The organism is Haloferula sp., assembly GCF_049672945.1.
GTDB lineage: Bacteria > Verrucomicrobiota > Verrucomicrobiia > Verrucomicrobiales > Akkermansiaceae > Haloferula.
The window spans coordinates 1-13,845 of the sequence record NZ_JBATWY010000009.1; the positions used below are offsets into that span (position 1 = coordinate 1).

The 13,845-nt window shown below is 58.4% G+C and carries 12 protein-coding genes; 9 read left to right on the forward strand and 3 right to left on the reverse strand.

Features of this window, described 5'->3' with window-relative positions; translation table 11 throughout:
- The 3 genes from WBG04_RS00830 to WBG04_RS00840 all read left to right on the forward strand — a co-directional run.
- Positions 1-394, forward strand: a 394-nt coding sequence (locus WBG04_RS00830) for a sigma-70 family RNA polymerase sigma factor (RefSeq protein WP_424312436.1), incomplete at its 5' end; no start/stop codon positions are given.
- On the forward strand, positions 391-2,622 hold the full coding sequence (locus WBG04_RS00835; protein ID WP_424312437.1) for a LamG-like jellyroll fold domain-containing protein: 2,232 nt from the start codon (positions 391-393) through the stop codon (positions 2,620-2,622). The genes WBG04_RS00830 and WBG04_RS00835, both read left to right, overlap by 4 nt.
- 386 nt (positions 2,623-3,008) lie before the next feature.
- Entirely contained in the window at positions 3,009-4,184 is a 1,176-nt protein-coding gene (locus WBG04_RS00840; RefSeq protein ID WP_424312438.1) for a hypothetical protein, read from the forward strand.
- 145 nt (positions 4,185-4,329) lie between these two features.
- Here WBG04_RS00840 and WBG04_RS00845 read toward each other — a convergent pair whose 3' ends face one another.
- The gene (locus WBG04_RS00845; protein ID WP_424312439.1) at positions 4,330-5,343 is read right to left on the reverse strand and encodes a glutamine synthetase beta-grasp domain-containing protein; all 1,014 of its coding nucleotides are present in this window, start codon (positions 5,341-5,343) and stop codon (positions 4,330-4,332) included.
- Positions 5,344-5,535: 192 nt separating this feature from the next.
- On the opposite strand from WBG04_RS00845, the gene WBG04_RS00850 reads away from it, so the two are divergent.
- Positions 5,536-6,354 (forward strand): PP2C family protein-serine/threonine phosphatase, encoded by an 819-nt coding sequence (locus tag WBG04_RS00850; protein ID WP_424312440.1) that lies wholly within the window; start codon positions 5,536-5,538, stop codon positions 6,352-6,354.
- Positions 6,355-6,360: 6 nt separating this feature from the next.
- On the opposite strand, the gene WBG04_RS00855 is transcribed toward WBG04_RS00850, so the two are convergent.
- Positions 6,361-7,638 carry a C39 family peptidase gene (locus tag WBG04_RS00855; protein WP_424312441.1) on the reverse strand — a complete coding sequence of 426 codons (1,278 nt, stop codon included), beginning with the start codon at positions 7,636-7,638 and terminating at the stop codon, positions 6,361-6,363.
- A 93-nt stretch (positions 7,639-7,731) separates the two neighbouring features.
- Between WBG04_RS00855 and lysA the strand changes: the two genes are divergently transcribed.
- From lysA to WBG04_RS00880, 5 genes are all read left to right on the forward strand, one after another.
- Complete coding sequence (gene lysA / locus WBG04_RS00860; RefSeq protein WP_424312442.1) at positions 7,732-9,018, forward strand: diaminopimelate decarboxylase; 1,287 nt, start codon at positions 7,732-7,734, stop codon at positions 9,016-9,018.
- Between the two features lie 120 nt (positions 9,019-9,138).
- Positions 9,139-10,011, forward strand: coding sequence for a DMT family transporter (locus WBG04_RS00865; RefSeq protein ID WP_424312443.1), 873 nt, complete (start codon positions 9,139-9,141; stop codon positions 10,009-10,011).
- A gap of 95 nt (positions 10,012-10,106) precedes the next feature.
- The gene (locus WBG04_RS00870) at positions 10,107-11,297 is read left to right on the forward strand and encodes a RimK family alpha-L-glutamate ligase (protein WP_424312444.1); all 1,191 of its coding nucleotides are present in this window, start codon (positions 10,107-10,109) and stop codon (positions 11,295-11,297) included.
- The gene (locus WBG04_RS00875; protein ID WP_424312445.1) at positions 11,294-11,725 is read left to right on the forward strand and encodes an ATP-dependent zinc protease; all 432 of its coding nucleotides are present in this window, start codon (positions 11,294-11,296) and stop codon (positions 11,723-11,725) included. The genes WBG04_RS00870 and WBG04_RS00875 overlap by 4 nt, the downstream gene beginning before the upstream one ends.
- 47 nt (positions 11,726-11,772) lie before the next feature.
- Positions 11,773-12,585 (forward strand): methyltransferase domain-containing protein, encoded by an 813-nt coding sequence (locus tag WBG04_RS00880; protein WP_424312446.1) that lies wholly within the window; start codon positions 11,773-11,775, stop codon positions 12,583-12,585.
- 33 nt (positions 12,586-12,618) lie between these two features.
- Here the strand turns inward: WBG04_RS00880 and WBG04_RS00885 are convergent.
- Positions 12,619-13,845 (reverse strand): sulfatase-like hydrolase/transferase (locus tag WBG04_RS00885; RefSeq protein WP_424312447.1); only part of this gene is annotated, 1,227 nt, incomplete at its 5' end.

The window sequence follows — 13,845 nt, forward strand, 5'->3', positions numbered from 1 at the left end:
GCGGGGCGAGTTCCAGATCGGCACGAATTTCAAGTCGTGGATTTTCTCGGTGGCGAAGTTCAAGGTGATGTCATCGTGGCGGGATCAAAAGCGCCGCAAGGAATGGGCCGTGCCGGAAGAGACGATGACGAAGCTTTTGGAGAGAGTTGAGACGGGGGCTGCCCTGAACTCAATCGAGGCCAAGCAGGAGGCGCTGAGGTATTGTCTCGTGCAGTTGCGGCCGGTGGATCGTGGGCTGATCCTTCGGCGCTACATCGAAGAGTATGGTTTGTCGGAATTGGCCGCAGAAGTTGGAAGGAGCTCGGAGAGCCTTAAGGTTTCCCTGCACCGGATCCGGATGCTGCTAAGAGCTTGTGTCGGGCGGAGAATCAAGATGGAGGAGTCGACGTCATGAGCGGGATGGAATCAGATGAGGGCAAGTTCGATCTGAGCGTGCTGTGGCAGGCCCTCGCGGAATTGGAGGCCGGTGAGCTGAGTTCCGAGCAGCGTGACGAGCTGATGGCGCTTGTTCATCGTTCGCCAGCGGCGCAGCGGGCCTACCTTGAGTATTTCGAAATGACGGCCATCCTCGAGGCCGAGGCGTCCACCCATGCGGAGCAAGGCAAGCTGCCAGTGGTGGGCGGGCAAAGGCGATTGGCGAGCCGCATGTTCCGGCGCTCGGTGCTGGCGGCTGCCGCCGTGCTGGTGCTTTCCGCGATTGGAGCAGCGTTTTTCATGGTGAAGCAGTCTGAAGCCGGACACCTGGCGGCGTCTTCGACAGCTGGCGCGGAATGGACCGTCGATGGTTTGGCTCAGGATCCGGCAGCGGACCAGCAGCGGGTCGCGGAAGGTTCGTCGGTCAGGGTGTGGTCGGGCATGGTGGAGTTGAAGCTCGAGTCCGGTGTGGTTTTTGTGATGCAAGGGCCCGCTCATGTTTCTTTCCCCAAAATGGATCGGCCGACCCTGCACGAAGGCTGGCTCTGGGTTGATTCGGACGCGGTGAATGAGCCCTTGGAGGTGGTGACGCCTGAGTTGCTCGTGAGCGACATTGGCACCCGTTTTGGAGTGATGGTCTCAGCTCAAGACCCGGCGGAGATTCATCTCGTTGAGGGAAAGGTGGAAGTCTTCGCCAAGGCCACGAATCAGATGGTGGCCTCGCTGGAAACCGAGGAACGGGGGGTCGCCATTTCCGGAACCGGGGAGTCCAGCATGGTGACGCTGGCCAGAGATCCGTTTCCCGAACTTCCCGGGCTAATGATCGCTTCAGCGAATTATCCAACGACGGTGCGAAGCCAGAATCCGGTAGGATACTGGCGATTGGAGGACCACGAGCCCGGATTGCTTAAGAATGAGGTGCCAGAAGGTCTTGTCGGTCGTCATCACCCGAGCCTGACGACGAACCCATCCGGTCCGGGTTCGGCGGATGGTTTTCGTGGATTTGGAGAGGGCAACCGCTCGGTTTCCTTCTCTGAAACATCGGAGGAAATGCCGATTTCGCTTGGCACCACACCGGTGCACGACGGTGTTCTTTTTCAGGATGATTTCAGTGAGACCGGTGGCGGCCTCCACGGTGTGACGCCAGATATCACGACATGTTTCGAGAAGTGGACGGCTTCACCGGCGTTCAATCGGGATGGCAGCATCAATGCCTTGACGGGAAGTGCCACACTGGCCTTCGTGCCGGTCGATGGCGTTGTCTACACACTGGACGCCTCCTTAACGGCCAACTCAGGCCCCAGCGAGAACTGGATCGCTCTGGGATTTAGCCGGGGCCAAAGCCGGGAAGCAGCTCGATTTGGCAGCGGAGGACTTGGCGGCCGCGTGTGGATGCTGCACCGCGCTGCCGATACGACCAAGCCAGTAAACCGCGCCTGGCTCAGCACCTCGGCAAGCGATTGGAATTGGCCCTCTGGCTCACCCCTTGGGGGACCCATGGATATGAGGGTGGTGCTGGATACCACAGGTGGCGCTGGTGCTTGGACGGCCACCTGGTTTGCCAAGCGCCCCGCAGACGAAACCTACACAATGGTTCGCGACACCGAGCAGCTGATCAATGAATCGATCAACTCAGTGGGCTTCTCGGTCATCGGTGAAAATCTCTCGGCATCGGTGGAGCGATTCGAGCTGCGCGCCGATCGCCGCGAATCTACTCGACCCAATGCCGACCTGGCTGACGGTCCGGCACGGGTGGCGAGGAAGGAAGGCGCGGTTTCGTTTTGGGTCCGAAGCGATGGTTGCGGAGAAAAGCCTGAGATCCTCTGGGCGGCGGGAGAAGGGAGGGAGGACGCCTCGATCCATGCTCATCTCACCGCAGACGGGCGAGCCGGGTTCTTCATGGAGAATGGTCGTTACGACGTGCTGATCGCCTCAGAGCACTCGATCGATGACGGCAAATGGCATCACCTCGTCGCCAGTTGGAGCTCTTCGTCGGTCGATCTTTATGTCGATGGGCTACGGGTGGCCAACGATACCGAGTTCCGTGGGGCCCAGCAGGGAATCCTGCCTGAGCTTCGATTTGGAAGTGCGGACACGAGTCCCGAGTTCGATCGATTTACAGGCTCTTTCGATGAGATTGCGATTTGGGACCGTTATCTAACTGCTGCCGAAGTGGCGCATCAGTTCCGCTCAGCAAAGGGAGAATGATCGCTTTCCAGTGATCGGATACCTCCGAATACCGGTGCCGAACGATCAAAGCCACCGACAGCTCTTGTGCCCCCTTGTCGGGAATCAAGCCACCCTGTCCAGAGAAAGCGCAGCGAAAACTACGGTGCTTATCGTAAGCGAGAACCATTGCTGAAACGAATACCCTGATCACGCGACTCCATCACAAGCCGGTTCTCCATACTGGCGACGAAGCGTTCATGATTGCCGGCGGAGAACGCAGAAGATTCGCTCGATGTGGACGAACTTTTTCGATGCATTTTCCGAGATCCCGATAATCATTTCTCACCGATCCAGGTCGAGAACCAAAGCCTTTGCCCCACCCGCCCAGCTTTTTCTCGTTTGATTTGAAAACCTTTGAACAAGCAATGAAGCCCCGATTTCAACAAAACCCGTCGGATCTCAAAAAGCGGCGTCCCGAGCAGAACCCCGGAACCGACAGCTACTCGGACGATCAACTTGTCCATCGCCACGCGTTCGGACGTCCCGTGTTCGGATTGCCTGTCCTACTTGCGTCGATGGCATTCGCCTTCTTGCTCACACCCGGCGCTCTCGCTTCCAACCGCTGGGAACTCACCGGAACGCTCAACTACGTCAACCCGCTCCTCGCGGGAACCTTCAGCTCCGGACAATCCTTCAGCATCAGCATGGATCTCGATGATGCTGCGCCTCTCACCTTCAGCGAGAGGCTCGATTTCTTCACCAGCATCGGAACCTTCAGCAATACCGTCTCCAATGGTAATGTGAGCTTCCCAAACTACGCTGCAGACTTTCGTTCGACCGCAAGCAGTGGCGGCGTTCAGGTTCGCAACAATGAGACCAACGCCGGGTTCGGCTACGACCAGCTCAGCCTGAGCTTCGGAAGCTTCTTTCCCGGCACCGTCACCGCACCCGAAGCTCAGGGCTTCGAGCTTCGTTCCATCGAATTCAATTTTACGGACGAGAGTTCACCTTCGGACATGATCACGGGTTCCGGAGCGACTTTCCCGACCATTGACGTCCCATTCATCGGTCCGGATACCTTCAATCTCGCACGGTCCACCAACTCGACCTTTCACTTTGTCCTTCGCTTCTCCGGTGGTACGCCGGAAGGCTCCAACTTCATCCGTGGCTCGATCACCACCAGCAGTTTTTCCACCGGCGGCGGTGGCTTCGACGCCTGGCCTGACCTAACAGACCTTCCCGAAGCCCTGCGTGGCCCCGATGCCACACCCGCAGGCGACGGCGTGGCCAATTTGATCAAATACGCGATCGGTATTGGTCCGCTTGAGTCCGCTGCCGAGCGCATTCCGCAGGAAGTCGCCCAGATCAGCGTCGCGGACGAAACCTATCCACTCGTCTGCTTCACCCGCGACACCAGCGCCATTGGGATCAGTGCCAGGATTGAAGTTGCGGCCAGCCTCGACTTCGCGACCGACCTTGGTGTTACCGTCATCTCAACGGAAGATCTTGGCAATGGACTCGAACGGATCTGCGTGCGCTCGAATGTCCCTTACTCTGATCAGCTAAGACAATTCTTCCGCTTGAAAGTGAGCGAAGAGTGAGTCGCTGAGCAATCGGCCGTCAATTTCCCCTTTCCGTAGTGCCCTATCAGCCTTAGGAGATCGCCTCTCTGAATGGGTTCAAAAGCAAAGAAAAAAGCCGCCCGGTTTCCCGGACGGCTTCATGAAATTCAGCTTGTAAGTTGGATCAAGGCGTCGGCACTTCGCTGATGGTCTTGAGAACCCGTGAGCAGATCGCGTAGGGATCGCCTTGGGAGTTCGGGCGACGATCTTCGAGGTAACCCTTCCAGCCGTTCTTCTTGAAGCTGTGTGGCACGCGGATCGAAGCACCACGGTCAGCGATACCCCACGAGAACTGGTCGATCGACTGGGTTTCGTGGAGACCGGTCAGACGCATGTGGTTGTCCGGGCCGTAGGCTGCGATGTGCTCTTCGCAGTTCTTTTCGAACGCATCCATGAGGGCGAGGAAGTAAGCTTCGCCACCGGTCTCACGCATGTATTCGGTGGAGAAGTTGCAGTGCATTCCAGAACCGTTCCAGTCACCCTTGATCGGCTTGCAGTGGTACTGCACGTCGAGTCCGTAACCTTCGCAAAGACGCTCAAGAATGTAGCGTGCCACCCAGATTTCGTCGGCAGCCTTCTTGGATCCCTTGCCGAAGATCTGAAACTCGCACTGGCCCTTGGCCACCTCGAAGTTGATCCCCTCGTGATTGATCCCTGCATCGAGGCAGATATCGAGGTGCTCCTCGACCACCTGACGAGCGACGTCGCCGATGTTGCTGTAGCCGACACCGCAGTAATACGGGCCTTGAGGGCCAGGATAACCATCTTTCGGGAATCCAAGCGGAGCGCCGTTTTCGTAGAGGAAATACTCCTGCTCGAGTCCAAACCAAGTGGTCTCTTCGTCAGGAATCGTGGCACGTGCGTTCGATGGGTGCGGCGTGCCATCGGGAAGCATGACTTCGCACATGACGATCGCGCCATTCAGTCGGGTAGCATCAGGGTAAATGGCGACAGGCTTCAATACACAGTCGGAACTGTGACCTTCGGCTTGCTGGGTTGAACTGCCGTCGAAGCCCCAGTCGCTGAGCTCTTCAAGCTTCGGGAATGAATCGTAGCTCTTGACGAGAGTCTTGCCACGCAAGTTGGGGACGGGGGTGTAGCCATCGAGCCAGATATACTCCAATTTAAATTTAGGCATCTTAGTTGTCTTGGTTGGTTTAAAGTGCGGGTTAGCGCGGATGGTTAAGGTGCGCCCGATCGGAGACCACGACACACCTTTACTGCTGACCAGAAAAGCACTTAGCGGGCCAGCAGGCGAAACAGAACGAAAAAATTTTCCGATTGTGACACCACTTGCTGACGAACAGCATGCAGCAGCATCGAGACTCCCATGGAACCCCACTCGGAAACGCTTTCTCCACAATCTCTGCGCTGGTCCGGAGTCACCGACAGGGGACGCTTCCGGACCAACAATGAAGATGCTTTTTTGGCCGTGACCTTCGATGCCCGGGAGCTGAGGTATCTTGGCCGTGAGGGATCGGGTTCATTGGAAACCGCCGACTTCGTTTTCGCCGTCAGCGACGGGATGGGAGGCGCCAATGCCGGCGAAGTCGCCAGCAAGATCGCCGTTGAAAACATCACCCGGCTGCTGCCCAATAGCTTCAAACTTGGGGCGCGTCGCATCGATGGTGGGTTTTCCGATGTTCTTGAAACCCTGTTCGAGCGGACCCACCAGTCCTTGCACGAATTGAGCCGTCACTACGACGAATGCCGCGGCATGGGCGCCACTCTCAGCCTGTGCTGGTTCATGCCGGGCTGGATGGCCTTTGGCCACATCGGAGACAGCCGCATTTACTACCTGCCAAAGGATGGTGATATGATCCAGGTAAGCCACGATCACAGCCGGGTCGGCGCGCTCGTCAGGGACGGCAAGCTCAATGAACGGCAGGCGCGAAACCACCCCCAACGCAATGTGCTCAGCCGTGTCCTCGGGGGCCGGACGAAATACACCGAGCCCCAGACCGGGCGCGTGGGATGTGAGTCGGGTGACCGCTTCCTGATCTGCTCGGATGGCCTGACCGACGGCATGTGGGACAGGCGGATCAATGAAATGGCACGCGGGGAATTCTCGTCGCGGGCCCTCGTCGACTTTGCCATCACCGAATCCGGGCGGGACAACACCACGGCCATGCTCATCGAAATCGAATAGTTCCTCTCAGGGCTTGAAGGCGAAACAAAGGTAGCTCGTGGCCGCCATTTCCTCGATCCTCATGCGTCGCGTCCGCTCGTGGCCGCTCCAGCTTTCGAGGAAATAGATCTCCTTCTTGAGCGAATCGTAGCCGGTGATCACCGAGGCATGCAGCGGCGCCTCGTCATCCGGCCAGCTCGCTCGCTCACCGGCCATCGCAGGATTCGGCAACACCGACTCGGGACTCCTCGCGAGTCGATCGTGCAACTGATTCCTTTCGTGCGAGAAGCGTCGCCAGACAATCACCGGCAGGCCGCCATCCAGCGAACGTTTGACGCTCGCCTCGTCAAAATCCGACGAGCGATCCAAAGACAGTCCGGCCTCCGCGGCCACGGCATGGTAGAGCTTGACCATGTTCGAACCTCCCGCGCTGCCGGTGTTCTGAAATCCAGCAGCCGCAGCCATCCAGTCCTCATCCAGCGTCATTCCGAAATGCCGAGCCGCCATTGCCAGGGTATTCAGCCCGCAGTAGGGCTTGTAGCCTTGAGGCACCGTTTTGATGCCCTCGATTCGCACGCTGCCAAACTTGGTTTCCACTGAGGCTTCCAGCCGCTCCAGCCGCTGCCGCTCGGATTCTCCCTCCAGCCCACGATCAAGCCAGCCCTCAGCCACCTGATCCTCAGGGGAAATGATCACCCGGACCAAACGGTCTTCAGCGCTGAAGAGTCGCATGACCAGGCCATCGCGAGTCCATTCCTCGGGTTCGAGGCGAAGCATCCGGCCCTTGCCAAAACGCCGCACCTTCGGTTTCGGCTTATCGGCGCTCTTGGCCAGCGTTTCTCGCAGGGTGCTGAGCACGGTCACAAAGCTCTCGCGGAAACTCTCCTGCTTTTCAGCCAGACGTTTGCCCATTTCTTCTTCGGCCTGACGTCGACTCAGGCCATCCGGAAGCTTTTCATCAAAATACCCGAAATAGGATCCGGCATCGGCAAAGGTCGCCTCAAGCTGAACCAACCGTCCTTCCCTGCGGGTGGAGCGGAGCAGCAGGACCTCCTGTCCGAAAAGCTCCGGCCTCGCGAGCAGGTAGGATAGACTCGATGTTCCCACCTCTCCCTCGTCGACCCAATCTCCCGGTAAAGCCTCACTGCCGTCCCAGATCCCCTTACCAAAGACAAGATCGTCCAGGTCCCTTCCATTCAGCGGGCTGTCAGCCCCCAGCACCGGGCCAAAAACCGAATTGGGAATCGCGGCACAGGGTAAAGTGACTGAAACGAGAGCCAGCAGCAGCAAGCAGGAGATCTTCATTTGGCAGGCTATCATCAAACGCACGCTGCCATTCGGGATCAAACGGAAAATCCTGCCCTTGCTGACTCCCCTTTCCCCAGCTACAGCCCCGCCATGCACGGCTTCGCCTATCGCAACGGCTCGCTTCACTGCGAGGATATCGACCTTTCCACTCTCGCAAAGGAATACGGGACTCCACTCTACGTCTACTCGGCGGGAACCATCCTCGATCACTACAAACGCCTCGATCTCGCGCTCGAGGGCGTCAGTCACGAAGTCGCCTATGCCGTGAAAGCCAACTCCAACATCTCGGTGCTGCGCTTGCTGGCCAACGAAGGCGCCGCCTTCGATATCGTCTCTGGTGGCGAACTCTTCCGCGTCATCAAGGCGGGCGGCGATCCTGCACATTGCACCTTCGCCGGCGTCGGCAAGACCCGCGACGAAATCGAGTATGCACTCAAACAGGGCATCTACTCCTTCAACGTCGAAAGCGAAGCCGAGCTCCGCTACCTCGATGAAGTCGCAAGCGATCTCGGATTGATCGCGCCCGCTGCCGTGCGCGTGAATCCAAACGTCGACGCCAAGACCCACAAGTACATCTCGACCGGCAAGTCGGAGAACAAGTTCGGCGTCGACTTCGAAGCCATCTCCGATCTCTACGCGCGGGCCGCCAACGATCTCCCCAACGTCAAGCTGCGCGGACTCCAGATGCACATTGGTTCCCAGCTGACATCAATCAAACCTTTCATCGAAGCCGTTGAAAAAGTCACACCCCTCGTCACCCGGCTCAAAGCCGATCACGACATCGAATTCTGGTCGATCGGTGGTGGCATCGGCATCGTCTATGAGGACTCGTTAGATTCCGGCACCGTCGATTGGTGGGATGCCAAGTCCGAGCAGGACCGCCCCCTCACCCTTTCCCAGTATGGCGATGCCTTGCTGCCGAAACTCAAGGACCTCGGGCTCAAGATCCTGCTCGAACCGGGTCGCGCCATCGTAGGAAATGCCGGCGTACTACTTACCGAATGCCTCTACGAAAAGAAGGGCAGCGCCAAGACCTTCAAGATTGTCGATGCTGGCATGAACGACCTGATCCGCCCCGCACTCTACCAAGGCCACCACGAAATCGCCCCACTCAAGGAGCCGGGCGATGCCCGCGTCAAAGTCGACGTCGTCGGCCCGATCTGCGAAAGCGGTGACTTCTTTTGCCAGGACCGGGAACTCCCGGATTTCCAACCCGGTGATATCATCGCCCTGATGTCCGCCGGTGCCTACGGCTTCGTCATGGCATCCAACTACAACTCACGTCCCTTCCCCGCCGAGATCCTGGTCGAAGGTGACAAGGCCACGGTTGTTAGAAAACGCCAGACGCTCGACGACCTGATTGCCGGCGAGCTTTGAACACGCCAAAAAGGATCGGTGATTGGCCATCCCAGACACGAGCCCAGCGTATCATCTCAAGGCCCGCTAGCCCCTCTTCAATCAAGCACCCAACCCCCGGGGCTTTCAAAGCCTCGCCCCTTGAATCCCTACCTCCAACTCCACCTGCTCGTCGTCCTTCTCGCAGCCACCGCGATTCTCGGACGGCTGATGTCGATGACGGCGCCGGTGATTGTCACCTGGCGGACGCTGATCGCTGCAATCGCCGCCCTGGCATGGGCCGCGTTCGTGCGCCGCAATCAGCTCTGGTTCGGATGGAGGAAGACCCTGATCCTGCTGGGAATCGGTGCCATCGTCGGCGTCCATTGGCTCGCCTTTTTTGCGTCGGTGAAGGTCTCAAACGTCTCCATCTGCCTCGTCGGGCTTTCGACCGTATCCCTGTTCACCGCCTTTACCGAACCCCTGCTCGAGAAACGTTCGATTCGCCCCTTCGAGGTCCTCTTGGGATTGATCGTCCTTGGAGGCATCATCCTGATTGCCGGCTTCGAGCGAGGTCATCTGGACGGCTTGTTGCTCGGCATGCTCAGTGCCCTGCTTGCCGCCATCTTCCCCGTCCTCAATCGACGCTACGTCATCCAGGGAGGCGACCCCCTGACGATGGTTGGATGGGAAATGGTCGGGGCTTTCCTCATCAGCCTCGTCGTCCTGCCGTTGGCGGAATCGGAGGGCTTCGCTTCATTGCAAACCATTCAAGGAATCGACTGGCTATGGATGCTGATTCTCGCGGTCGTCTGCACCGTCTTCGGCCACGGCTTCCACATTCATCTCCTGCGAAGAATCAGCGCCTACGCCGGCAACCTCGCGATCAACTTCGAACCCGTCTATGGCATCGCCGCCGCCGCCTTGCTCTTCGGCGAGCACAACGATCTGCATCCCGCCTTCTATCTTGGAGCGGCTGCCATCCTCCTCGCGAACCTTCTGCATCCATGGTTCGTTCGGCGCTATCCAGCTTGACCCCAGCTTTCCAGGCTTTTCTTTGACGCTAGGTTGGCTTTCTCCTATTGGTAAACTCTCCGCAGGTTTTGATCCCAGCGGCTCCGAAAGCTCTTATGAAATTATCCATCCTTTCCTGCTCGCCGAAATGCTACTCCACCCGCCGCCTCGTGGAGGCCGGGACAAAGCGAGGTCATAAGATCGAAATCCTCAATACCCTCCGCCTCGCCATCGGCCTCGACCAAGGCGATCCGGACCTGTTTCTCCGCGGGAAGCCACTACGCCACACCGATGCCATCCTGCCCCGCATCGGCACCTCCATCACTCGCTACGGCACCGCTGTCGTCCGGCAGTTCGAGCAAATGGATGTCTACACTCCGAACACCGCCGCCGGCATCAGCAACTCGCGCGACAAACTCCGCTCCCTGCAAATCCTTTCCCGACACGATGTCGGCATCCCGACCACCGCCTACGTCGATGACAAACGCGATGTCGAAAGCGCCCTCGAACGTGTTGGCGGCGCCCCCGTCATCATCAAACTCCTCGAAGGCACCCAAGGCGTCGGCGTCATTCTCGCCGACAAGATCGAGATCGCCAAAGCCATCGTCGAGACGCTTCAAAGCAGCAAGCAGCAGGTGCTCCTCCAAAAGTTCGTCGCCGAAAGCAAAGGCAAGGATGTCCGCGCCTTCGTCATCGGTGATCGCGTGGTCGCCGCCATCCGCCGCGTCGCCCAAGGCCAGGAATTCCGCTCGAACGTTCACCGCGGAGGCAAAGCAGAAGCCATCCAGCTCGATCCCACCTACGAGGAAGCCGCCGTCCGTGCCGCCCAGATCATGGGCCTCCGCGTCTGCGGGGTCGACATGCTCGAAGGCAAGGACGGCCCGCAGATCATGGAGGTCAATTCCTCTCCCGGCTTCGAAGGCATCGAGGGAGCCACCGGACTCGACATCGCCGGTGAGGTCATCGACTACATCGAGGATCAGGTGAAGTTTCCCGAGATCGACATCCGCCAGCGCCTCACCGTTTCGCGCGGGTATTCCGTCGCCGATGTCCACATTCCGGACGGTAGCGCCTACGTCGGCAAATCCATCGAGCAAACCGGCCTCCGCGATCAGGATGTCGTCGTCCTCACCCTCCGTCGCAAAGGAACGGTCATCTCCAATCCAAAAGGCTCACGTATCCTCGAACCTGATGATACCCTCCTCTGCTACGGCAAGTCCGAGCACATGAAAGGCCTCATCCCGGCCAAAAAGAAGAAGAGCCGGAAGATGAAGAAGCTTCCCAAATCCGCAGATCCCGAATCATGAGCATGATCATTGGCTGGCGCGAATGGGTCGAATTTCCGGAGTGGAATTTGAAATTCAAAGCCAAGGCTGACACCGGCGCCAAAAGCTCCGCGATTGATTGCGCGGAAATCACCGAACTTCCCGGTAACCGGGTCCGCTTCACCGTGCGCCTCGACCGGAAGGAGAAGAAACTCATAACCCTTGAGGAAGACATCTGCCTCCGCAAACGCGTCCGCTCATCCACCGGCCATCCCACCGACCGACTCTTCGTCGAGACCACCCTGCACCTCGCCGGAATCGAAAAGAAAATCGTCGTCTCACTCGTCTGCCGCAAACGGATGATCCACCGCCTGCTCCTCGGGCGGGAAGCTCTGGGCAACGACTTCCTCGTCAACTCGTCCGTCGATCACTGGGCAACTCCGAAACGCGGGAAAAAAACCAAACACTGACCAACGACGAAGCGTCCCTATCCCTTCAACTCAGAGATCTTCGATCCATGCGTCGACCTTTTCATGTTCGAGTCGAGCCACTCCCGCCATGGCTTGATCGACAGCGCTTCCTTGGCGACGGCGATTGGGTCGCTCACGACCTTGCCAACGGACATCTCAAGGCTGAGGCCTCGCTCGAACGGGATGCCGCCGCGGATCTCGCGGCACGACTTCGAGGCGTCGGCATCGGAGGATCCCTGATCAAGGTGGAGATCTCACCCCCCTTGAATCGCAAGGACCTTCGACGAGCCAACCTTGAGGAGGCACGTCGCTACCGTCAGGGAAGCACCGGCTTCAGCCACCGCTCGGCACGACTTGACGACGAAGGTCGCAAGTCGCTCACGCCCGAAGCACTAGCTCTTGAGCTGGCCGAGCGTGCCCGCGGGCGGCGGGTCATCGACGCCTGTGCAGGCGCAGGCGGCAACGCCATCGGCTTCGCGCGCGCAGGTTGCAAGGTACTTGCCATCGAGATTAATCCAGGCCGTCTTGCCATGGCAAAACACAACGCCGCTCTCTATGGCGTTGCCGATCAGATCGAATTCGTGCAGGGCGACGCACGAGAACTGCTTCCAAAACAAGACGCCGATCTTCTGTTCATCGATCCCCCGTGGGGTGAACGATACAACAAGGAACGCGTCACCCTGAGCGAACTGCCACCATGCCTCGAACTACTGGAGTGCTCATTACATCTACCGAAACGGTGGATCAAAGCACCCCCTTCATTTGACCCCGCAAGCCTCCCCGGATGCCGGGTCGAGGCAATCTTTGGTGTGGGTCAGGGTGACCACCGTCGAGTCAAGTTCCTCCTCCTAGAGATCTAGTTTGAAATGGTGAAACCCCAATCGGCTCCGACATCAATCTCGAAAGGCCTCATACTCGGGATTGACCTTCGCCTGCTTGAAAATCGCTTCATCCTTCCAAAGATCATAGGTCGCCCTGAGCTGGACCTCTGATTCGGGATACTGACCCTTGTCGTCGGTCTCCTTGATCCAGGCCTCGAGTATCTCACGGTGCCGCTTGAGCTCACCTGCATAATCTGGATGGCCTGCAAGATTGTTGATCTGATGGGGATCCGCCTCGATGTCGTAGAGTTCCTCCTTTGGACGAAGACCGAACCAATGCTCCTCCTGATACGCCGAAAGCTCGCCGGCCTCGTGAAGCCGTTTCAAGTCCGTCACGGTTGCATGCTTGTCTCGATACTGAGCCTGAAGCAACGGGCGATCCGGAAAATAGTTCCGGATATAGCGCAGCTTGTCGGTCCGCACGGTTCGAATCCGATCGATGGTGTAATCGCAACGATCCCTTGCCGAGATCACATGGTCCCGCGCCTGATAGTCTTCGCCAAATAAATCCTGACCATCCAGACAATCTGGCAGATCCACCCCCGCAAGAGCCAGCGTGGTTGCCGAAACATCGAGCACCGAGACCAGTTCATTCCTCAAGGTCCCTGCCTTCAAGGCCGGATGATTTCCAGCGATCATCAAGGGCACATGGAGACCGCCCTCATAACAGAACTGCTTATGGCGAAGGGACTGGTTGTTGCCGTGATCGGAAAAGAAAAACACCACGGTATGATCCCATTCACCGTCAGCCTTGAGTTTCGAAAGGATTTCCTCGACCTGAGCATCGGCACCGCGCACGGCATTGTAGTGTTCGGTCCACGCTGCCCGGTGGGCTGGCGTGCCGGGAAAATACGGAGGCAAGGGAACCTCACCGGGCTTGAGCTTCTCTCCTTGCCGGACGTGCTTCGCCTTCGCTTTGCCACCCCAGATCATGATCTGGCCGAACCACGGCAGGTCCTTGTCTTTGCGAGAAGCCCAAGTGTCTTTATCCAGCGAGCCGAAATGACGGGCAATGTTCCCCTGCCAACCGTTCATACCTGCTTCATAGTCATCCTTCGTTCCAACAGAATACAGCTTACGACGATCGTAGTGGAAGTTGTAGTCATCCTTGCCACTATTGAAGGTAAAGTAGCCCGCCTTTCTCATCAGCTCGGGAATCGTCACCACTCCCTCGGGCAGATGAATGCGGGTGGTCTCAGGAACCACGCCTTTCGCAGTTCTACCGGACCGGTGCTGGTG

Excerpts from the sequence above, each read along its gene's own strand:
- WBG04_RS00870 (WP_424312444.1), top strand. The coding sequence starts at position 10,107 with ATGAAATTATCCATCCTTTCCTGCTCGCCGAAATGCTACTCCACCCGC.
- WBG04_RS00855 (WP_424312441.1), bottom strand. The coding sequence starts at position 7,638 with ATGAAGATCTCCTGCTTGCTGCTGCTGGCTCTCGTTTCAGTCACTTTA.
- WBG04_RS00850 (WP_424312440.1), top strand. The coding sequence starts at position 5,536 with ATGGAACCCCACTCGGAAACGCTTTCTCCACAATCTCTGCGCTGGTCC.
- WBG04_RS00840 (WP_424312438.1), top strand. The coding sequence starts at position 3,009 with ATGAAGCCCCGATTTCAACAAAACCCGTCGGATCTCAAAAAGCGGCGT.
- WBG04_RS00835 (WP_424312437.1), top strand. The coding sequence starts at position 391 with ATGAGCGGGATGGAATCAGATGAGGGCAAGTTCGATCTGAGCGTGCTG.
- WBG04_RS00875 (WP_424312445.1), top strand. The coding sequence starts at position 11,294 with ATGAGCATGATCATTGGCTGGCGCGAATGGGTCGAATTTCCGGAGTGG.
- WBG04_RS00845 (WP_424312439.1), bottom strand. The coding sequence starts at position 5,343 with ATGCCTAAATTTAAATTGGAGTATATCTGGCTCGATGGCTACACCCCC.
- lysA (WP_424312442.1), top strand. The coding sequence starts at position 7,732 with ATGCACGGCTTCGCCTATCGCAACGGCTCGCTTCACTGCGAGGATATC.
- WBG04_RS00880 (WP_424312446.1), top strand. The coding sequence starts at position 11,773 with ATGCGTCGACCTTTTCATGTTCGAGTCGAGCCACTCCCGCCATGGCTT.